Genomic DNA, 21,466 nt, shown 5'->3' on the forward strand with positions numbered 1-21,466 from the left:
TTTACTGATTAGCTCCGCCATTGACTAATAAATGCTGCCCGTTCACAAATGAAGAAAGATCACTGGCAAAGAATTCGGCAATATTGGCTACATCTTCTACTTCCGCCAGTCTTCCCATCGGACAGCTGTCAATCAGGGATTTTCTCAATTCAGGATAGCTTCCTTCTTCGGCAAAAATTCCCGAATGATCTACAGCGAAAGGGATAATCGTGTTTACAGTTACTCCACGATGCCCAATTTCTTTTGATAACACATCTACCAGATACCTTGGGGTGGTTTTACTTCCTCCATATACTGCCATACCCGGCACAGGAAAAGCTGTGGTACTGGATGCTACATAAATAATGCGTCCATTGTCTTCTACATTCAAAGCTGCCTGCTGCATGGTAAAATAAGCCCCTTTGGTATTGATGGAGAAAAGTCTGTCAAACTGTTCTTCCGTGAACTGCGTTACTGGAGTTTCCACCATTTCAATTCCGGCATTGGCAACAACGATATCTATTTTCCCAAAAGCTTTTTTTGCTTCATCAAAAAGATAGTGTATTTCAGATACTTTTCTCACATCTGCCTGAACGGAAATAACCTTTCTTCCCATAGCTTTGATATTGCTTTCTACCTCATCTGTGGAAGCTTTGTCACGGGAATAATTTAATATGATATCTGCACCCAGCGCAGCATAACGTTCTGCAATAGCTTTTCCCAAACCTCTTCCTGAGCCGGTAATAACGGCTACTTTATTTTGTAATGAATTCATTTTTTTAAATTTTAATAATGATTGTGTGTAATAGTTGTTATTGAACAGTTGATTTTGATGTCTGTCTTTCATGAATCATATCAACTACCTTATTGTTCAGCCAGGCAAATAGAAATCCTGCTAAAATGGGTATTAATAAGTTGAGTACAGGCAATGGTTCCAGTGGAGGGTGAACTCCAAACAGGATGATTAAGCCCAGAAACCAGGCAGGAATGTTGTTCAGTTTTTTTGTTCCCGCAAAGTAGGCTAATGATCCAATGTACAGGAAAACAGCCAAAGGAAAGCCTAACCCTCCGATCAGCTGCTGCAATCCGCCTGCAGTAACCTGTATCAGAATTGCCATCATCATTCCCAGTACAATCTGTAAAAGTGCCCAAAGTGAGGTTTCTATCTTTTTACCGAAAATATAGAAACTGACCCAGGCTACAAACATCACCCATGTAGGCCACTGCATCGAAAAGGAAACAGTAACGGCAACCGCTCCGAAAAATCCGAAAGCAACTGCTATTGGTAAAGTCTTCATAATGTAATAGTATTGGTGTATGATATTAAGCCATAGCCCCATTGGCTCCAATCGTTTGTCCGCTGATCCATTTGGCATCATCACCAGCCAGAAAGACAACAATTTTGGCAATATCAGCAGGTTCTCCCAAACGGTTAAAAGCATTTAAAGAAGCCAGTCTGTCTATTACTTCCTGAGGTTTTCCTTCTGTAAACAATGCGGTGTTAGTAGGTCCCGGAAGTATTGCATTCACATTGATTCCTCTGCTTCCCACTTCTTTAGCGAATACTCGGGTTAGCTGTTCTACAGCTCCTTTGGTAGCTACATAAGTTCCATACGTTGGCATCATCACTCTCGTAGTTGTTGAAGAGAAATTAATAATACTTCCGTTATCAGCAAGCTGGGTTGCTGCTTCTCTTAAAGTATTAAATGTTCCCCTTACATTGATGTCGAACTGACGTGAAAAGTCTTCATCAGTAGTATCTTTGATCAATTTGGTAATCATGATTCCTGCATTATTAACCAATACATCGATTTTTCCATAATGGCTGATCGCCTGATCAAATAATTGCTTTACAGCTTCTGAATTACTTACATCTGCCTGGACTGCAATAGCGTCACCTCCTTTATCTTTTATAGAAGCGACAACCTGTTCTGCGGCATCTTTTCCGCCTGCGTAGTTAACGATTACTTTTGCTCCCGTTGAAGCTAACTGTTGAGCGATTTCAGCTCCGATTCCTCTTGACGCTCCGGTCACAAGGATTACTTTGTTGTTTAATGTACTCATATTACTTTGTTTTTATCAATGTTAATTTGATAGGACAAAGTTGATACATTATGCTCCTCAGGAACGTACAAGAATTATAGGAGATGTTGCAAATTTCTAAGATTGCTTTCCAAAGTACTGTTTTCTATATTCTGCAGGGCTGATTGAAGTATTTTTTTTGAAATAATTGCTGAAATGGGATGTTTCAAGAAAGCCTAAACGGGCTGCAATTTCTTTAATGCTAAGGGTTTCATCCTGAAGCATTACTTTTGCTTCGGTAATTGCTTTATCAGCAATCCATGAAGTGATTGTTTTTCCGGTTTTGCTACTGATAACGCTTGATAAATAATTAACATGGAGAGCCTGCAGGTTCGCATAATCCTGAACCCTGAACTGGGTATTGGTCTTTCCACTGATCAGATCTCTGAAATGCTGTTCAATATTTTGTTTGAAATTTTTTACAATCCGTGAACTGCGGTTCCCTTCATAAATAGGATTATAGTCCTGAAAGAAATATTCTTTGATTTTAAGCAGCAGCGTGATCACAAGAGCACCGATAATTTTGTTTTTATATAATGAATGTCCTTTATATTCTTTATGAATCAAAGCATATAATTCTTCTATCTGGCTAAACTGGTCAGGAGTCAAAACACGGGGTGAAACTACTTCTGATAAAAGAAAAGAGAAATCATTATAGACATCTTCATGCACATATTCTTTCAAAAATCCTTCTCCGAAGGTAATCAGACAGGTATGCTTTAGTTTTTCCCATTCAAAAATTCTGTAATTGCCGGGGTTGGTAAAGTAAACAGTATCTGAAGTCACTTCGAATCTCTGATCATCGATTGTGTAATGCCCAAATGCACTTTTAATAAACAAAAAGCTAAAGTAGTTAGGACGAAAAGGTTCTGAACGAAACGGCAAATCCTGGAATGTTTCTTCCAGATAATGAATGGTAAATCCGGATTCTTCCTCCAGATAATCCACAGGAAGTCCTAGTTGCTGATAAAGTTCGCGCAAAGTGTGCACATTCAGGTTACCGTTGGCCATTGCATTCAATTTCGGGTAAATTTAGAAATTAAATTGAGGTTGTCTTCATTTAAATTTCAATAAATAGCGTTTATTTATTCTCTGTATATTCAAAATACAAAAGGAAAAGTACCGTTTATTAGTACTTTTCCTTTTCTATGGGATGTATGGACTACAATAATTTAATATTATATTTTATAAACCATAAGCTTCTATCCACTTTTGTTTTACCTGTTCTGTAATCAGATTGTATTCTTTATCTACTCCATTGGAAAGAGGATCTAAGGGCGTACGGAGCGGTCTTTTTCCTTTTTCTGTATTTACCAGTTTAAGCGTTCCATCTGCAATGATTTGTGGATCCGGAGCTGATTCCATAAAGAGTTTACCAAATACGGTCTGAATTTTCTGACTGATATCTGCCACAGCAGTACCATAAGATTCCTGAATGCCCTCGCGGTCTCCATTAATATGCGCCTTACCGATAATTTCCGTCATGAATCCTCCCGGCTCAAGCAGTACTGACTCTATTCCCTGCCCTATCAACTCTTCATACGAACCTTCTATAAGGCCTTCCAATGCAAATTTTGTAGAATTATAAGCAGACTGTAATGGAAGTGAAATTCGGCCTACCTGACTGGAAATGGTGATGATAAGACCATCTTTTGCAGCTCTCATAATAGGTAAAACTTCATTATTCACTCTCAATGTTCCCCAAACATTCACATCAAAGAGTTTCTGGATCTGTGGTATTGAATAAGATTCAAGAACTCCTGCTCCATATATTCCTGCATTATTGATCAAAACATCAATTCTGCCATACTTTTCATGTACTAAACAACAGCTTTTTTTACAGACTGATCATCTGTGATATCCATATCTACTACTTCTGTATTCTCCAGCGTATTCAGATTTTTTGCGTGTTCAGCATTGCTTCCAGTAGTATTTCGCATCGTAGCTATGACGATATGCCCTTCTTTGTTAAATGTTTTTACCATTAATGCACCAAAACCGGTACTTGAACCTGTAATTAAGATTACTTTTTTCATTCTTTTTGTTCGTCTCTTTTTAATTATTGACTCTTTTTAACTCAGAAGAATACCGGCCGGAATTCTTTTCATTATTACAATATTTCCTTCATACGGTTTATTGTGTCTCAGAAGGAAATACCTTAAAAATGATGTTGCAATTTAGCACAGATTTACTTTCCTTTGTATAGTACTTTCCCAAAGGAAAGCGAAATAATTTGTAAGCGTATGTCTGTAAAAAAAATTAAATCAAGCTGCCTGGAAACGATCAAGCCTGTACGGGATGCTTTGGACGTTTTAAGTGGCAAATGGAAGCTGGCCATCATGGTATCTGTATCTGTAGGTAATGATCGCTTTACTGATATACAGGACAGTATACCAGGTATTACTCCAAAGGTTCTGGCTAAGGAACTCAAGGAACTTGAACAACATCAGCTCATCAAAAGAACTGTTATTGATGATTATCCTGTTAAAATCATTTATCAGCCTCTGTCTTATTCTTCAACTTTAAATCCTATCATATTTGCTCTTAAAGACTGGGGAATTAATCATAAAAGAAAACTTTTTGAAGAAGGATTTACAATAAATGAAATAGGAGAAATTCCTCAATGTCTTCCTGAAGAAGGACAATAAACAACTGATTTAGTTGACATTAAAACAATGCAATATAAAAAAAGCATAAAAAATTTGTTTTTATGACCAATCGGTCATATCTTTGCATTATTATTTTATACTATCATGACAAAAGGTGAAGAAACCAAACAATTCATTATAGAAAAATCGGCTCCTATATTTAATACAAAAGGGATCGCTGCTACTTCTATGAGTGATATTATGGAAGCCACCAAATTGTCTAAAGGTAGTATGTACGTTCATTTTGAGAACAAGGAAGTACTTGCCTGCGCTGCTGTTGATCATAATCTTAAATTACTGAGTGAAAGACTTTTAAACAATTTAAGGAAATTCAAAACTTCTAAAGAGCAGTTATTCGCATATATTGATTTTTTCAGTGATCCTAATCATCCGCCAGTAACCGGAGGCTGTCCTTTATTAAATTTCGGAATGGAAGCCGACGATACCAATCCGGTTGTCAAGGAAAAAATAAACCGTGCTATCAAGCAGGGGCAGGAATTGCTTTCCGATATTATTGAAAGAGGCATTTTCAATAAAGAATTCAGAGCAGACTGGAATCCTGCAGATTTTGCAACGGTTCTTTTCGCAATGCTTGAAGGTGGACATTTGATCGCAAGAATGTCCGGTAACAATGTGAGAATGGCAGTTATTACGCAAAGTCTAAAAAAAATAATTGAGGAAAATTGTGTCTAAATTTTTTTATCCAAAATATGACCGTTCGGTCATTTAAATTTGAAAATAAAACTTTTTAAAAAGTATAATCATAACAATCAATTAAAAACAAAACAATGTCAAAAACAGTTTTAATTACAGGAGCATCAAAAGGTTTTGGAAAAGCATGGGCAGAAGCTTTTTTAGCAAAAGGATACAAAGTGGCAGCAACAGCCAGAAATGTAGAAACACTTAATGATTTAAAAGAAAAATATGGAGATTCCGTATTGCCTTTAACCTTAGATGTAGATAAAAGAGAGGAATCATTAACAGTAGTTCAGAAAGTTCATCAATACTTCGGCAGCATTGATATTCTGATCAATAATGCCGGATATGCATTAACGGGTGCAGTGGAAGAAACCAACGAACAGGAAGCAAGAGCACAGTTTGAAACGAATTTCTTTGGAACTTTATGGCTTACACAGGCGGTACTTCCCATCATGAGAGATCAGAAAAGTGGTCATATCATTCAGGTTTCTTCTATTTTAGGATTGGCTACTTTACCAACCATGGGACTTTACAATGCGTCTAAGTTTGCACTGGAAGGCTTAAGTGAAACTTTAGCAACGGAAGTAAAAGGCTTTGGAATCAAAGTAACGTTGGTAGAACCTAATGGCTATGCTTCCAATATCTGGCATACAGGAATTAATACGCAAAGCAATCCGGTTTACGATGGTGTTAAAAAGGCTTTCTCAGAATCTGAAACTTCTTTTGGAGATGTAGAAGCTACAGCTCCGGCACTGATAAAGTTAGCAGAAACTGAAAATCCTCCATTGCGCTTATTGCTTGGAAAAGTAGCACTTCCTTTTGTAAAACAAAATTACGAGCAACGTTTAAAAGTATGGGAAGAATGGAATGATGTATCTGTAGAAGCTCACGGATAACATCGAAAAAGAGTGTTTTCACAAAATAAGCTCCGTTTTATAGAAGAACGGAGCTTATTTTTTATCCTTTTTTGAGATCAACAACTCACTCACTTTTCTTAGCGTTACTTCCATCTGCTTCATATTGATACTGTTTTCCTGTTCACCTCCTGCAATGTCTATTTCGCTGTGAAATATGACTACTTGAACAAATTACTCATTTCTCAAGGGTTTCCAGGAGCATAATTTTGTCTCATCAAAAAGAAAAACAGATCTACAATCTAATACAATAAAGCAATGAAAACAACAATTTCAACCATCCTTTTAGCAGTAACTTTTACTTTAAGTACACCTGCTATTTCTAAAGCACAAAACAACAAGACCACTACTCTATCATCAAAAAATGACACAAGTATCCGTCCTTTTCACATCAGTATTCCGCAATCTCAACTGGATGATCTTAAAAAACGTATTTCCGAAACCCGTTTCCCGGATAAAGAGACAGTGAAAGATGCTTCTCAGGGAATTCGGCTTGAACAGTTAAAAGAACTCATAACCTATTGGGGCAACGGATACGACTGGAGAAAAGTGGAAAATAAGCTGAATGCTCTTCCACAATTCGTAACCAATATTGACGGACTTGATATTCAGTTTATCCACGTTCGTTCAAAGGAATCTAATGCAATGCCGGTGATTCTTACTCATGGCTGGCCTGGTTCTCCGCTAGAGTTTATCAATGCAATAGATCCTTTAACTGACCCTGTAAAATACGGTGGTAAGGCAAGCGATGCCTTTGATGTGATTATACCTGCCATTCCGGGATATGGTTTTTCAGAAATACCAACTGAACTGGGCTGGAATCCGGACCGTGTTGCCCTTGCCTGGGATGTTTTGATGAAAAGGCTTGGCTACAAAAAATATGTTTCTGAAGGTGGTGATCATGGTTCTGTAATATCTGATGCTCTAGCCAAACAGGCTCCTTCAGGCCTTCTAGGAATTCATCTTACCATGCCGGCTACTATTCCTGCTGAACTTGTAAAGCCAATCAATGCCGGGGATCCTGTCCCATCAGGACTTTCTGCATCAGAAGCAAAAGCTTATCATGCAATGAGTACATTCTTTGGAAGAAATGCAGCCTATGGAGGAATGATGGTAACAAGACCACAGACAACAGGTTATTTACTTTCTGATTCTCCAACAGCTTTAGCAGCATTCCTTTACGAAAAAATTGCAGAATGGAGTGAAAGTGATCTTCATCCTGAAAATGTAATTGGTCGTGATGCCATCCTAGATGATATTACACTTTACTGGCTTACCAATACCGGAGCGTCTTCTTCACGCTTCTATTGGGAAAATAACAAGAATAATTTCAGTGCAGAGGCACAGAAAACAAAAGACATTAAGGTTCCTGTAGCTATTTCGGTATTTCCTCACGAAATTTATCAGGCTCCGGAAAGCTGGTCAAAGAAGGCCTACCCTACCTTATACTATTATCATAAAGCTTCGAAAGGCGGACATTTTGCAGCCTGGGAACAGCCACAGGTATTTACTGAAGAGCTTAGAGCAGCTTTCAAAGATTTAAGAAAAAAACTTTAACAATCATAGGATCAATCAACAAAATCGTTTAATCTAAATAATAAAAATATGGAATTAAATACCATTCAGGAAGTAGAAAATACAACTGTAGTCAATATCAGTAAAGTATTATATTCTGGTAATGTCATCGTAACGGGCGGCCGTAACGGAGAAGCAAAAAGCAGTGACGGCAAACTTGATATAGAACTGACTCCTCCCGGAGCCAAGGGAAACGGAACAAATCCGGAACAACTATTATCAGCAGGATGGTCTGCCTGTTTTATCGGAGCGATGCAATTAGGCTCTGCAAAGCTTGGAATTACACTTCCTCCAGACTTATCTGTCAATACCTCTGTAGATTTGGCCACCAATGATGATGGATTTTTCCTGCAGGCACATTTACAGGTACTTTTACCGGGACTTGCAATAGACGAAGCAAGAAAAGTTGTGGAAACAGCTCATGCGACATGTCCTTATTCAAAAGCAACGCGTGGAAATATTAATGTAAAAATAGATGTAGTAGTTTAGTTTTCAGAATGTGGATTACATTTTGATTAAAACCTTCCCTGCCAAAAGCAAGGAAGGTTTCTATTGTATTAAAATCTGCCTGATGTAAACAATCTGGATATAAAAGTCTATCTATTTAGCAGCTGTAGTGATTTTATTGAATGCATAAGGCACTACTCCTATTCCCAATGTAAGTAAAACACCAACGAGATCATTCAGATTGGGAAAATCACTTACATCAAAATAGTTCCAGATGGCGAATGTCGTGAGAACACACGCAAGACCTACAGACACTAACCCACTTATAAACGCAAGAAAACGACTTACACTTGTATTAGGTTTTTCGGTATTAGAATCTGAAGTGTTATTAAGTGTTGCAGCGGCTCCCTTCATGACCTGCTGACTTTCAGGAGAAGCGGCTAAAAAAGCTTCTGTTTGTTTTGTTTTTTCTACCTCTATCTGAACATTAGCATCTTTATCCAAAAGAAGATCTTTTAAAGAGACTTTATCTTTTTTTAGTTTAAAAAAGACAAGACAGGTAATTAACAGGAAGAGCAAAATAGGCGAAATTGCAATCCATTTTTCAGCATCTGTTATAGGCATTGGCTTTGGTACAGGTAATGTTTTACCAGTTGGTTGTCCATACATAACGACAGAAGTAAAAAGTGTGGTCAATAATAAAAGAAAATTCAATGGTTTCATAGGGATTAGTTTTGGGGTTGTTATTATTTTTTAAACTTCATCTGAATATACTTTACAGCATACAATGTATTTCATCACAAATTTTGTGATTATATAACAACCAGTCAATTACCCAAATGGGTAATATCCTATCAAAAACAATCCTGATATATAGCCTTAAAAACGAAGTATTTACAGATAGTCAATTATAGAGTTAACTTTCTATTATCAATTTCCAAAATTGACAAAATGAGGAACATCCGTGGCAAAGCTGTTCATAGGTAAAAGATTATTTCTGTTACTGTTAAAATCAAAAACAGAATTATTATCAAAAGGAACACGTGGATAATACATGAAAGAAATCTGAATCCTGTTGAAAACCAGATAGGGATTATTAATTAAAACACCTATTCCGATTTTTGTATTGGCTTTGGTTTTCAATAGTTTATCATCGGGCATTCCCAGCCAGCCCACTGCGGTAGTTAAATAAGGACTGAAATGGAAATTCTTCCATGTTTTATTAATAAACAACTGGAGCTGATATCTTAACACTATTTTTTTGGTTCCGATATAATCTGCATTATAAACAGGAAACTCGTCTGCAGAAGAAAGGTTTATCCGATCCTTATAAGAGTAATTATGCTGCGGATTTCCAAGGGCTAGTGTTGGAGAGAAAAAATGTCTTGCTTTGGCAAATTTCCAGTCCATAAGGTTGGTAAAATAAGTTCCGTCAAAGCGGAAAGATTCCCTATTCTGGCTATCTTCATTAAAAAACCTTCCAAACTGTGCTTTTACAGTGAAATACCCCAACTTTGTAAAACGGCCGTAAGATGCTGAAATCCCCACATACGGATTCACTTCTTTATTTCTTGATAAGCCTCCGGCAATAACGTTTACAGAATTACCGTAAGCAATATCCTCAGGCAAATCATACTGGAAAATATTCTTCTGAACTGAAAAGTTTCTCTGAATAAACCCAACAGACATCAGAAAACTGTTGTAAGAGCTGAAATATTTATACTGATCAATTCCAGGGCTGTCTTTGTACTGATAATTCTGGAATCTTCCTATAATGGCAATATTACTGGATATTTTTTCACTAGGATCAGAGGAAACCGGAATCTGATAACCACCCCATAAATCCTGACTGTATACTTTGATCTGAACTTCAGGAAAAGTGGTATCCGTACCTATAGGAAGTAAAACTTTTCGTAAAAAATATTCAAAAGTAAAACCTCCCGCCCACTTCGTTAAAGGTGAGAAAAAGTCTCTTCTAAGGCTGAAATTAATTCTTTCATTTCTCGAAAAATCCCTTTCCCCAAGAATCTGGGCATTGATATAAGTCCCAAAAAGATTATAAGTGGTATAGCTTCCTAAAAGATAATCCTGCTTTTCTTTAGAATCGTTTCTGTAAAGGAAGTCCAGAGTATGTCCCAGTCCCAGTACATTCTCTTCAGTAACTCCCAAACCAATTTTACTTCCGGAATAACTGATTCTTGGTTTCAGGCTCCAGGAATCAAGGACCTTTACAACAACATCTATAGAATCTTTACTGGAAGTACTGTCTGAAACACTGATATTAACTCTGTTTATAAAAGGCATTGCTCTCAGCAAACGTTCAGATTCATAGAGCTTTTGGGCATTATATTCTTCTCCTTCTTCAAAAAGCAAAAAATTATTAACTGTCGATCTTCTCGTACTGGAATGAAGGTGATCCTTTATCCAATCATACCATTTCCCTATTTCCTTGCTGTCTTTAGAGCCATAGCCAAAAGGGTCAATGGTTTCTATCCTGATATTTCTGATAATTTTTTTGTTATATGTGTTTTGCAAAAGTTTTTCAGTATTGGACTTAACGGATGTAGAATCCGGCTCTCTACGGAATATAAAGCGGTGAATGAATTTGGTAACTTTTCTTTTATCTGAAAATTCTTCTATTTTATAATAAAGTGAATCTTTCTTCTCCTGTGCATTTAAAAAGAAAAAACCACTTAAAAAGAAAATCAGAGTTATAGTCGTTTTAGTCATTAGTCATCAAAATTCAATTCAGTTTGTAGTATCAATTTATACGCCAATAAGGCTTAAACACCTACCACATTTAGGAAATTTTTCTATGTACAACTTACTTTATTTAATAGTCACATTTTTTTATATAGCTTTATGTCAGATGATGCCTAACATCGTTATTACATTCAGCGTGAGAGAAAACAATAGTAAAACAACCAATTCTTTCGAAAAATGGTTCTCTTTCTTGTAGATCTTGTTTATTATGAATGATAACCCTATAAATAGTAATCCTGCCACCACCAAAAAAATACTTCGGACTATTAATGCCGGAATACATTCATTTTCTATCATCTGATTCCAATTTTCATTTGATCCTATCCAAAGTCTTGATATCCCTATTAAGCTTAGAAATCCAACTGCATAAATAACACTTTTTAAAAGAAAGAAAGTACTTGTTTTATTGATGTATTCCATTCAGATTATAAAATATAAGCTAAAATTATAAAAAAAATTCCTTCTATAGCTTAAAAAAGAAATACATCACTGCAACCCAATCTTTTTTAATGCCATGGGCATATCTTATGGTACTGTGGCTGCTTGACTCAATGATTTATACCTTGGTTATTATCATGTCTACCACCGTAATTATTTATAAAGAATATTATTTTTTCCATTTCTTCTTTTTTTAACTGTTTTAAATCCTTTTAAAAAGCTCCAGAACCTAAATAAATACAGTGAAAATACGTATTCTTACTTTTAATAAGATCAATAGTTTTGTTTTTACGGAAAACCATAATGAGATAAACCCATTACAAGTTAATTTTACAAACACTATCCCACAAATAGCAGAATAATATTTATAAATGTCAAATAAATGACGACAGAAGAAATAAGAGAAATAGCAATAGACAGTTGCCAAAACTATTATGAATATCTACAGAATAACAATAAAGGTATCCAGGAAGTTGATGTTTTTGATTTAGAATATTTGCCAGGCAGGCATACCGTGATTAAGCTTCGTTTGTCTGCAAAGCTTTTTGATACAGAAGCTGTTTTTTTCAGGAATTTCCGCAATGGTAAAGATTATGATTCCACAGAAATTAAAATTATTGAATACGACAATGATAAAAATATACTTTTAATTAAGCCTTCTGACAATATATCCCCGGATTTCACTGGACTACATAAAAATGACCTTAAAGTAGTCTCTGATCTGAAGTTCCTGGTTGAAAGAGTAAAAGACTGGTATGTACATAATGGAAGCAAGCTCTCCTTACCTACTAGAGCATCAAAATACTCAGAGGACTTTCAGAATATTGATTTTTTTCCGGAGAAAAATCTTCAACCTTCCGAAAACCAAAAACAGTCTTTAAAAAATATTTTCACATCTCCCTTTTCTTATATCTGGGGAGCTCCCGGTACAGGGAAAACCCAATTTGTTCTTGCCTATGCAGTGCTCCATTATATCAAAAAAGGGGATACAATTGCCATTTTAGCTCCCACTAATAATGCGATTGAGCAAGTGTTAAAAGGGATCATTAAAATGACTGATAAGGCAGGGATCGACAGAAAACAAATTATACGTCTGGGAACACCCTCGAAAAAATTTGCTGAGGAATTTCCGGAAGTCTGTGAAGAAAAAGGGGTTCAAAAAAAGCTGGCTGAAATAGATAAACAAATTGATATTCTGGAGCGAATGTTAAATTTTCAAAATCAGCAGCAAGCCATTGACAGATTTATAAACTTAACTCCTGAATTTGATGATTTAATTGAACTTTCTGAGCGTACAAAACAAGATACAGACTCATTGGCTGAGGTGAATATCGTATTCAGAAAAAAGGAAATAGAGGTTAAGTTACTTTCTGAAAACAGCATTAAAGAAGCTCAACAGCTGGAAAAAAATATTGTTAAAATAAATTCTATTTCCCATAAGATTATCAAAGCATTCAGCAGTAAACCAACGCGTGCAGAAAAGGAAGTTTATGAGATTAGAAAGAGAATTTATGATTTCAATAAAGATCTGGAATATTCGAAATATGAACTCTCTGAAATCAGTAAGAAAAGAACGGTTCAAGAGAGAGATTTAGCTGAGATTCAGAAAAAAGTATCTGTAAAAATCACTAATCTGATTGACCAGACCAAATTTCTTCCGGAAGTTCAGTCGGTTCTTTCTAAACTGTCCGTCACAAATATAAAAGAAATTAAAAAAAAGGCAGATACTATACTCCTTCAAAAAAGAGATAAGTTAGAAGTTGACACGCATCTATTTTCAGAATATAAAAATCACAGCTCAGTTGTAATAGAATCTGAATTGGAAAGATATCTGCATTTAAGAGCTAAGCTAGCTATTTCATCTACTGAAGAGCGTTTGAAATCCGTCAATATAATTGCATGCACTTTAGATGGCTATATTGGACGTTACGCAGAATCAAAGTTGAATGTTGAGCATATTTTTCTGGATGAAGCAGGTTATGCCAATATTATTAAAGCTTTGACATTGTTTAATCATTCAACGCCCATTTCATTTCTAGGGGATCACAAGCAATTACCTCCGGTTTGTGAAATCAATGATAGCAGTATTGAAAGGGATGGCAAGTTTTATAATATGTTTTTATGGGCTCAGTCTGCCATTTTCCTGGACACTCTTTTTTCAAAATCAAAGGATTTCTCCAGAAATCAGTACCTGGACAATTCGGAATTCAAATCTGAAAATATTTCAAAGACTTCTTTAAATGCGACCTATAGATTCGGGAATAATCTGGCTCAAATTCTGTCTAAACATGTTTATGAAAACGACTTTAGCTCCAATAATCCGAAAGGTGAAACCCAGATACAGTATATTAATGCTAAAAAAGCTGAAGGACCAAAATCAAGAGTATCAATGAATGAAGTTTCAGAAATAAGCAAACTTGTTCATAGCCTTAAAAAAAATGGAACGGAGGACTTTGTCATTTTAACCCCTTATAAAAAACAAATAAGATTACTCAACAATTCTTTACCACAAGAAAGAAATGATTTGAAAATCCTCACTGTTCATGGCTCTCAGGGCAGAGAATGGGATACTGTAATTTTAAGTATTGTTGACACTTATGATAAATGGTTTGTTGATACTACAATTCCTATTTCCAAAGGTCTTAATCTGGTTAATACTGCTGTGAGTAGAGCTAAACGAAATTTAATTGTAGTGTGTGACAAAAATTATTGGGCAGCGCAAAGTGGGCAGCTTGTCACTGAACTTATCAATTGCGGAAAAGAGATAAAAAATTAATATGATCTCACTCATAACCGATGGAGTAGAATTATTTTATTTTTAAGTCTTGTTTATAATTACATTTTACCTAAAACTGAATAAGCTTTCTGTCAGCGGAAAGCTTATTTTAATTTTAAGTCATAAATTCTGCAAAACGCGCTACAACCTTCTATCAAACTATTTTACAGTGTTTTATGATTTCATTTTGATTTTCGCTGCATCATTCATCAGTGGAAGCTAACTTAAATCATAAAACAATAGCATCCGGTACGACCTTTTTTGCTTATTTTTACTCATTATAAATAAAAATAATACATGAAAAAAATCGTACTTACGGGAATAGCAGTTTTAGGAGGGTTTCTAACAGCAAATGCACAGTGTAAACCCGTAACCGCCCTTGCAGAAAATTTTGATGCCTGGAAAGATATTAATAAATGCTGGACTGCTCAGGCTGGGAAAGCGATGCTGTATGCAAGTGATAAAAGAATTATATTCTATTCAATGAGCAATCCTGGAGAAAATATGTATCTGGTAACACCGGAAATTAAAGCCGGAACCTATACGCTGTCCCTTGATCTTTCTGATAATGGAGGAGAAACTACTTTAGAACTTTTTTCAGTGGACAACCCTTCTGATGTAAAAACCTATGTTTCAATCACGAAACCTTCCAAAATAACAGGTGAGAAAAAAACATTTACTGTTTCTTTGAAAAAAGATTCCCATTTAGGTTTGAAAGTTATGCTGAATGGAGTACATCAGGCGGTTTATATGGATAACTTGTCTCTACAGGCAAAGAAATAGAGACTTATGCTCTATTTTTCACTCATAAAAAAGCATCTGTTTTTACAGATGCTTTTTCTAATTATTATGCTGTACCATTCCAGTTTGAATGATAAATAGTAAATTCAATTGATCTGGTATTGCTGTACTCAGGTTATGGAGAGAATGATAAATTGTATTCTCATTACCATCATTACACATTGCCGCTTCATATCCGGACTGTGAAGGTTGTAATGACTCTATATAAGCGACAGTCATTTTATACTGTTGTCCAGATACCGTTATCTGAAGTACCAGATAAAAAAATAATTGTTTTTCATAGCTTATAAAATATAATCGAATTTATTCTTACTGTTAATATGGCAATGCATTATAAACAAAAAAACAGCATTTCTGCTGTTTTAATATATACATTACTTAACCAAAGTAAACCTGTCCAGATTCATCACCTTCGTCCATGCTGCGACAAAGTCTTTCACAAACTTACCTTGTGCATCAGCACTTCCGTATACTTCTGCTATGGCTCTCAATTCAGAATTAGATCCGAAAACAAGATCCGCACGTGTTGCTGTCCATTTCGGCTGACCTGTTGAGCGGTCAGTTCCCATGTACAATTCTCTATCGTCTGACATTGCTTTCCACTGCGTTCCCATATCCAGGAGATTCACAAAGAAATCATTGGTAAGAACTCCAGGACGGCTGGTGAATACGCCATGTTTTGAACCGTCAAAGTTCGTATCTAAAGCACGCATTCCTCCTATCAACACAGTCAATTCTGGGGCAGTAAGAGTTAAAAGCTGTGCTTTATCAATCAATAAAGATTCGGTAGACACCGTGTATTTTCTTTTCAGATAATTACGGAATCCATCCGCTGCAGGCTCAAGGTATCCCATAGATTCTACATCCGTCTGTTCCTGAGAAGCATCCATTCTTCCCGGAGCAAAAGGAACTTTTACCTCCTGACCAGCATTTCCTGCGGCAGATTCTACAGCAGCATTTCCTGCTAGTACAATTAAGTCTGCCAATGATATTTTTTTATCTCCGTTTTGAGAATCGTTGAATTCTTTTTGGATGCCTTCCAGTACGTTTAATACTTTATTAAGTTGTGAAGGATTGTTTACCTCCCAATTTCTTTGAGGCTCCAGTCTGATTCTGGCTCCGTTGGCGCCACCACGTTTATCACTTCCTCTGAAAGTAGAAGCAGAAGCCCAGGCTGCAGAGATCAGTTCAGCATTGCTTAATCCTGAGTTTAATACTTTTGATTTCAATGTTTCTACATCATTGCCATCAACCAATTCATGATTCACTTCCGGAATAGGATCCTGCCAGATCAGTTCTTCCTGCGGAACATCCGGACCTAAATAACGGGCACGTGGTCCCATATCTCTGTGCGTTAATTTAAACCATGCTCTTGAAAAAGCATCGGCAAACGCATCAGGGTTTTCATAAAAATGTCTTGAAATTTTTTCGTAAACAGGATCCTGTCTCAACGAAAGGTCTGTGGTAAGCATGGTGGGTTTATGCTTTTTGGAAGAATCAAATGCGTCAGGAATAATATCTGCTCCATCCTTAGCTACCCATTGGTGAGCTCCGGCAGGACTTTTCGTCAATTCCCATTCATTTTCAAAAAGATTTTTAAAGAAATAATTACTCCATTGCGTTGGTGTTTCTGTCCAGGTTACTTCAAGACCGCTGGAAATAGCATCTCTTCCGCTTCCTGATTTATAAGTGCTTGCCCAGCCAAGTCCTTGCTGCTCAATTCCAGCTCCTTCAGGTTCTTTTCCTACGTGATCTGCAGGACCTGCTCCATGGGTTTTACCAAAAGTATGTCCTCCTGCAATCAAAGCTACGGTTTCTTCGTCATTCATCGCCATACGGCCGAAAGTATCACGGATATCTTTAGCGGCAGCAATAGGATCCGGATTTCCGTCCGGTCCTTCAGGATTTACATAAATAAGTCCCATCTGTACGGCAGCCAATGGATTTTCAAGATTTCTTGAATGAATATCACCATCCGCATTATCATCGGTAGGAAGCACGGCTGATTGTCCTTCTACAACTCCTTCTGAGCCGTGAGCATAACGCAGGTCACCTCCCAGCCATGTTTTTTCTGATCCCCAATAGATATCAGCATCCGGCTCCCAGACATCTGCACGCCCTCCGGCAAATCCGAATGTTTTAAAGCCCATTGACTCAAGAGCAATATTTCCGGTAAGAATTAAAAGGTCCGCCCATGAAATGTTTCTTCCATATTTTTGTTTGATAGGCCATAGTAACCTTCTTGCTTTATCAAGACTTACGTTATCTGGCCAGCTGTTTAATGGTGCGAAACGCTGTTGTCCTGCTCCTGCTCCACCTCTTCCGTCACCTACACGGTATGTTCCGGCACTATGCCAGGCCATACGGATAAACAGAGGACCATAATGACCAAAGTCTGCCGGCCACCAAGCCTGGGAATCTGTCATTAATGCATGAAGGTCTTTTTTTACAGCTTCCAGGTCAAGGCTTGCAAATGCTTGGGCATAATCGAAATCCTTGTCCATAGGATCTGAAAGGGAAGAATGCTGGCGCAGAAGATCTACTCTAAGCTGATCAGGCCACCAGTCAGAATTCTGGGTTCCTCCGCCTGCTACGCTCTTCTTCATTGTTCCGTTATGAAACGGGCATTTACTGATGTCATTCAAATCTTTTTCCATTGTCGTTTTTTATTTATTTTTATGTGCTACTTAAGTATATGATTATTATAAACATATTTCAGCACTAATTGACTCTATTTTCCAATTAACAGTCTTAATCAGATACTTTAAATACCGATACAGAAACCTTTCCATCGGTTAATAAGGTTAAATTAACTCCTCCAGTTTCAATAGCAAAAGCAATTGTTTCCCCGGCATTAAGTTTAATAAGACCAGTCAAAGTTGTAGAAGTTACGGGAACCGCAGCAAGGGTAACTCCTAATATGGAAACCCGTACTGCATCAAATACTTTTTCCTCAAATACCATCGTTCCATTTTTTAAAATCCCCATTTTTTTACCTCCCAGAATACTCAAATCTATACCTCCAGCCAATTGCGTTTCAAATGACACTTCATAAATTCCATTTTTAGCTGCTGTATACACTCCAGTATTGAGAAGGGAAGCAGTTCCTGTCTTCACATCTTGCGAAGAAAGATCGATCTTATTCCAGTTAGTACCTGAAATTCCAAGATTTACTAATGACCAGGCTCCATCTTTGGATGCATATAAAGACGTTCCTGAATTACTTGAATTATCTTTTAGACCTACCCATACTGCATTTACTGCATCATAATAATAAAATCCTGCAGAAGTAACATTAATGGTTTTGGGAGAAACTGTGGTTACAGCAGATGTAGCAAATACCATAATCCCATTTTGTGCCATATTGTAAGCAAGATCTTTACCCTTTAACTGATCACCAGTAAGCCTTGGAGGTAAAAAGCCATCCTGAACTGCCGGGTCAGTAGCTTTTCCAACAACGTCAAACGTTCCTGCTGGTGTAGCCGTATTTATCCCAACCTGGCTATAGGATACGGTAGAATAAAGAAATGAAAGTAGTACAAGATAAACTTTTCGCATATTTTTAATATTTAGAATTGAAAAATTAAAAGCACAAATCCTGATTAATAGTTATTAAGTAAAAATTTACTTTCTATCATTACTCCTGTTTTCTAGACTAAAAAATATTTAGAGAAAAAATTTCTCTCTAAATATTTCATCTTTAGTTTTTAGAACCACATTAACTATTACACAATATCTAATCATTAATCTAATTCAAATTTCCACTAATTATCATATAGAAGCAAAATTAGCATGTAGAGATTAATGGCTACAGATGTATGATAAAAACTACATCTTGTAAATAAAATACGACACTATATAGACTTAATCTGTTTTTACTATGAGAATAAAAAAAGAGTATACCCATCAGATATACTCTTTAAAAACTTAGAAAAAAACGAAGTAATATATACCCTTATTACTTTAGGATGAAAAGATGCAGATTATACTAAAAAGATACGTTTCCATTTTGTAACAGTATTTCTGCTTAATTTAAAATGCTTGGCTAGCTGACTATTATTTAATTTATGTGTTTTTTGATAATCAAGAATTTCAAAAATGGTCTTCTTATCATAAGATTTGAACTTCTGGCTTTTAGATAATACATCAAAAAAAATAATATTATTAATCTTTAAAACATCAGACAGGGACATGGTATCTTTTGATAAATATTTCTTTACATATTCCCTTTTATCCGGACATTTAGACTCTATGAAATCATGGTAAATCCTTTTATAATTAGGTCCCGTATTTATTGTTTGTACTTGCTTATCCATTTATTCAATGTTGATTTGGGAATTCCGTAATGATTAATGATTTCAAGTTGGGTTTTCTGTTTATTTTCCAGGAGCTCCAACATATAGTCTATAATTTCCTTTGTATATAAACTTTTCCGGAACTGAGGCAGTTTTGATTTTACTATATTTTTATTCTGGCTGCCAACTGGAGCATATAATATTAAATGATTGGAATAGAGACGGAAAAAATCATATTCCAATAATTTTGACCATTTTAGCAGTACATCCACATCCAATGATTTCATGGAATACATTTCCAGAATCTCTTTTTCTGTTGAATGTAAGAATCTGCATATTCTGCTCATATCAATATCTTGTTCATTTACACGCTCATATACCAAAGCTCCGATATGAATATCTTTTAAATTTTCCATTTTAAATATATTTATATTCAAAAAACAACTGTTATATCTTGGAAGTAAGCTCTTGTGTTTTCGCGGTTAAACTTCTCGTAATATCACCTAAAAGCTGGTTTATTTGACTTTGATTACAAAAAGTAATATCAATACTTTTTTTCAATATCTTTCCTGAAGAATTTGAAAAAAGAATAATTAAATATTTCCGAAAGATTCTTTCCTTTATTTCTATCCTAATAATTTTTGTTTGAGGCATTTCAAAGACCGGCATTTTTTTTCCACCTGAAAGCCATTGATAATTTTTAATGGAAACCACTTGTCCGGAATTCTCATATTCGAATATAAACCGGTTCTTTAATGCAGCATATATCAATACAAGTAAAGCCGTTAAGAAAAATATTCCTGAAAATAAATGATAACCAAAATACCCAAGACTAATAATGATCAAAAAAAGCAATGTAGATATAACTAACTGAAAAGTCATATAATTGCTTACTTTTTTCTTATTATTTATTTTCATTAACCTCCAATTATTAAAATTGTTTATTCTTATTTATTTTCTCTTTTTACATTCTTGAATTCAAATGGCGGAATATTGCTATTCCGCTCATTCAAAAATGTAATTAAAAATCTAATTCTTATAAAAACTATATCCCACGGATTGTACTCCCCAGTTTTTCAAAAGTTGTGGATCAGTAAGAGTTTGTCTTGTTGAAAGGTTTTCAATTCCATATAACAATTCTACTTTATATTCACTATCTGGGTCAATACTAACAGCTGTACCATCTCCAATACTATAGAAAGCAGATAAGAAATATCTAAGATTTGCATTATTAGAAGCTGTTGTTGTATATGGAACTCCTGAGCTATCATTATTGGCAGCTTCACTCAAATACGGTGAAATCTGAGTGGTTTGCATTGTTACAGTAACTACATCAACAACATTCCAGGCAGTACCCGTTTTTTTATACAATCTGGCATATGCCCTGCTATGAAAGAAAAGTGGCACTTTGATTCTTCCTGTACCCCCTTCTATATTTACTTGAGAATAATTAAATCCGTAACTCATTTCAAACCATGTATTCCATGTTGCCGTTCCTCTCCTTATCGACCCTGCAGGAAATTTAAATACAACTTCCGAATTAGGTACCACCCAGCAGTTAGCAGGTTGAATAGTAGTCCCGGTCCCTCCATCCTGCGCATTTGTTTGCATCGTATTTAATATAGATGTTAAGGGCACGTTCGCGCTAGTGTTTTGTCTCACATTACTATCAATATTATACAAAACAAAATCATTCGGATTTACAGGCTTAAACACCCCTACATTTCCATTTCCATCAGCAACCATAGGAGTTCCAGCCGGAATAACTGGCAAGTCTCTAACTCGCAATTGTCCATTAATATCCAATGTTTTTGTAGGAGACGTTGTATTAATTCCAACATTTCCTGTTTGCGCAAATACGCCAGTTGACAGCCCTAATAATACAGCTGCAAAAGATCTAACTTTTGTGTTTTTAATCATATTTAGGTTTATTTTTTTCATTCATTTGCCTGTTATTCAACTTTGTTTTTTTAAGATAAAATAATTTAATCAAGTAAAACATGTTATTTCTTTAAACACAAAGGAGAAATTATCTCCTCTGTGTGAAAT

General features: G+C 35.8%; 21 protein-coding genes. 7 read left to right on the forward strand and 14 right to left on the reverse strand.

Features of this window, described 5'->3' with window-relative positions:
• Position 1: 1 nt before the first annotated feature.
• The 6 genes from BUE84_RS13265 to BUE84_RS24940 form a co-directional block, all read right to left on the reverse strand.
• A complete protein-coding gene (locus BUE84_RS13265) occupies positions 2–754 on the reverse strand; it encodes an SDR family oxidoreductase (protein ID WP_079243942.1) in 753 nt (250 codons plus the stop codon).
• Positions 755–791: 37 nt separating this feature from the next.
• Positions 792–1,277 (reverse strand): DUF1097 domain-containing protein, encoded by a 486-nt coding sequence (locus BUE84_RS13270; protein WP_079242027.1) that lies wholly within the window; start codon positions 1,275–1,277, stop codon positions 792–794.
• Between the two features lie 25 nt (positions 1,278–1,302).
• A complete protein-coding gene (locus tag BUE84_RS13275; protein ID WP_079242028.1) occupies positions 1,303–2,043 on the reverse strand; it encodes an SDR family oxidoreductase in 741 nt (246 codons plus the stop codon).
• A gap of 96 nt (positions 2,044–2,139) precedes the next feature.
• Positions 2,140–3,072, reverse strand: a complete 933-nt coding sequence (locus tag BUE84_RS13280) for a helix-turn-helix domain-containing protein (RefSeq protein WP_079242029.1) — start codon at positions 3,070–3,072, stop codon at positions 2,140–2,142.
• 174 nt (positions 3,073–3,246) lie between these two features.
• The gene (locus tag BUE84_RS13285) at positions 3,247–3,852 is read right to left on the reverse strand and encodes an SDR family NAD(P)-dependent oxidoreductase (RefSeq protein WP_158521362.1); all 606 of its coding nucleotides are present in this window, start codon (positions 3,850–3,852) and stop codon (positions 3,247–3,249) included.
• 29 nt (positions 3,853–3,881) lie between these two features.
• Positions 3,882–4,097 (reverse strand): SDR family NAD(P)-dependent oxidoreductase, encoded by a 216-nt coding sequence (locus tag BUE84_RS24940; RefSeq protein WP_079242031.1) that lies wholly within the window; start codon positions 4,095–4,097, stop codon positions 3,882–3,884.
• 207 nt (positions 4,098–4,304) lie between these two features.
• Here BUE84_RS24940 and BUE84_RS13295 point away from each other — a divergent pair, with 207 nt between their 5' ends.
• From BUE84_RS13295 to BUE84_RS13315, 5 genes are all read left to right on the forward strand, one after another.
• The gene (locus BUE84_RS13295; protein ID WP_079242032.1) at positions 4,305–4,709 is read left to right on the forward strand and encodes a winged helix-turn-helix transcriptional regulator; all 405 of its coding nucleotides are present in this window, start codon (positions 4,305–4,307) and stop codon (positions 4,707–4,709) included.
• 105 nt (positions 4,710–4,814) lie between these two features.
• Positions 4,815–5,402, forward strand: a complete 588-nt coding sequence (locus tag BUE84_RS13300; protein ID WP_079242033.1) for a TetR/AcrR family transcriptional regulator — start codon at positions 4,815–4,817, stop codon at positions 5,400–5,402.
• Between the two features lie 95 nt (positions 5,403–5,497).
• A complete protein-coding gene (locus tag BUE84_RS13305) occupies positions 5,498–6,304 on the forward strand; it encodes an SDR family NAD(P)-dependent oxidoreductase (protein WP_079242034.1) in 807 nt (268 codons plus the stop codon).
• 276 nt (positions 6,305–6,580) lie between these two features.
• On the forward strand, positions 6,581–7,879 hold the full coding sequence (locus tag BUE84_RS13310; protein ID WP_079242035.1) for an epoxide hydrolase family protein: 1,299 nt from the start codon (positions 6,581–6,583) through the stop codon (positions 7,877–7,879).
• Between the two features lie 48 nt (positions 7,880–7,927).
• Entirely contained in the window at positions 7,928–8,386 is a 459-nt protein-coding gene (locus BUE84_RS13315) for an organic hydroperoxide resistance protein (protein WP_079242036.1), read from the forward strand.
• A 111-nt stretch (positions 8,387–8,497) separates the two neighbouring features.
• On the opposite strand, the gene BUE84_RS13320 is transcribed toward BUE84_RS13315, so the two are convergent.
• Complete coding sequence (locus tag BUE84_RS13320; RefSeq protein ID WP_145953247.1) at positions 8,498–9,067, reverse strand: hypothetical protein; 570 nt, start codon at positions 9,065–9,067, stop codon at positions 8,498–8,500.
• 207 nt (positions 9,068–9,274) lie between these two features.
• The gene (locus tag BUE84_RS13325) at positions 9,275–11,074 is read right to left on the reverse strand and encodes a hypothetical protein (RefSeq protein ID WP_079242038.1); all 1,800 of its coding nucleotides are present in this window, start codon (positions 11,072–11,074) and stop codon (positions 9,275–9,277) included.
• An 853-nt stretch (positions 11,075–11,927) separates the two neighbouring features.
• On the opposite strand from BUE84_RS13325, the gene BUE84_RS13335 reads away from it, so the two are divergent.
• Entirely contained in the window at positions 11,928–14,321 is a 2,394-nt protein-coding gene (locus BUE84_RS13335; protein WP_079242040.1) for a DEAD/DEAH box helicase, read from the forward strand.
• A gap of 297 nt (positions 14,322–14,618) precedes the next feature.
• Complete coding sequence (locus tag BUE84_RS13340) at positions 14,619–15,104, forward strand: hypothetical protein (protein WP_079242041.1); 486 nt, start codon at positions 14,619–14,621, stop codon at positions 15,102–15,104.
• Between the two features lie 392 nt (positions 15,105–15,496).
• On the opposite strand, the gene katG is transcribed toward BUE84_RS13340, so the two are convergent.
• From katG to BUE84_RS13370, 6 genes are all read right to left on the reverse strand, one after another.
• On the reverse strand, positions 15,497–17,779 hold the full coding sequence (gene katG / locus BUE84_RS13345) for a catalase/peroxidase HPI (protein ID WP_079242042.1): 2,283 nt from the start codon (positions 17,777–17,779) through the stop codon (positions 15,497–15,499).
• Positions 17,780–17,873: 94 nt separating this feature from the next.
• The gene (locus BUE84_RS13350) at positions 17,874–18,680 is read right to left on the reverse strand and encodes a hypothetical protein (RefSeq protein WP_079242043.1); all 807 of its coding nucleotides are present in this window, start codon (positions 18,678–18,680) and stop codon (positions 17,874–17,876) included.
• A 425-nt stretch (positions 18,681–19,105) separates the two neighbouring features.
• Positions 19,106–19,438: a transposase gene (locus BUE84_RS13355; protein WP_079242044.1), complete on the reverse strand. Its 333-nt coding sequence runs from the start codon at positions 19,436–19,438 to the stop codon at positions 19,106–19,108.
• The gene (locus tag BUE84_RS13360; protein ID WP_079242045.1) at positions 19,414–19,833 is read right to left on the reverse strand and encodes a transposase; all 420 of its coding nucleotides are present in this window, start codon (positions 19,831–19,833) and stop codon (positions 19,414–19,416) included. Before BUE84_RS13360 ends, BUE84_RS13355 begins: the two co-directional genes overlap by 25 nt.
• A 31-nt stretch (positions 19,834–19,864) precedes the next feature.
• Positions 19,865–20,335: a hypothetical protein gene (locus BUE84_RS13365; protein WP_079242046.1), complete on the reverse strand. Its 471-nt coding sequence runs from the start codon at positions 20,333–20,335 to the stop codon at positions 19,865–19,867.
• 111 nt (positions 20,336–20,446) lie between these two features.
• A complete protein-coding gene (locus tag BUE84_RS13370; protein WP_079242047.1) occupies positions 20,447–21,358 on the reverse strand; it encodes a hypothetical protein in 912 nt (303 codons plus the stop codon).
• Between the last annotated feature and the right edge of the window lie 108 nt (positions 21,359–21,466).

The organism is Chryseobacterium indologenes, from assembly GCF_002025665.1.
In the GTDB taxonomy this organism is placed as follows: Bacteria; Bacteroidota; Bacteroidia; order Flavobacteriales; family Weeksellaceae; genus Chryseobacterium; species Chryseobacterium metallicongregator.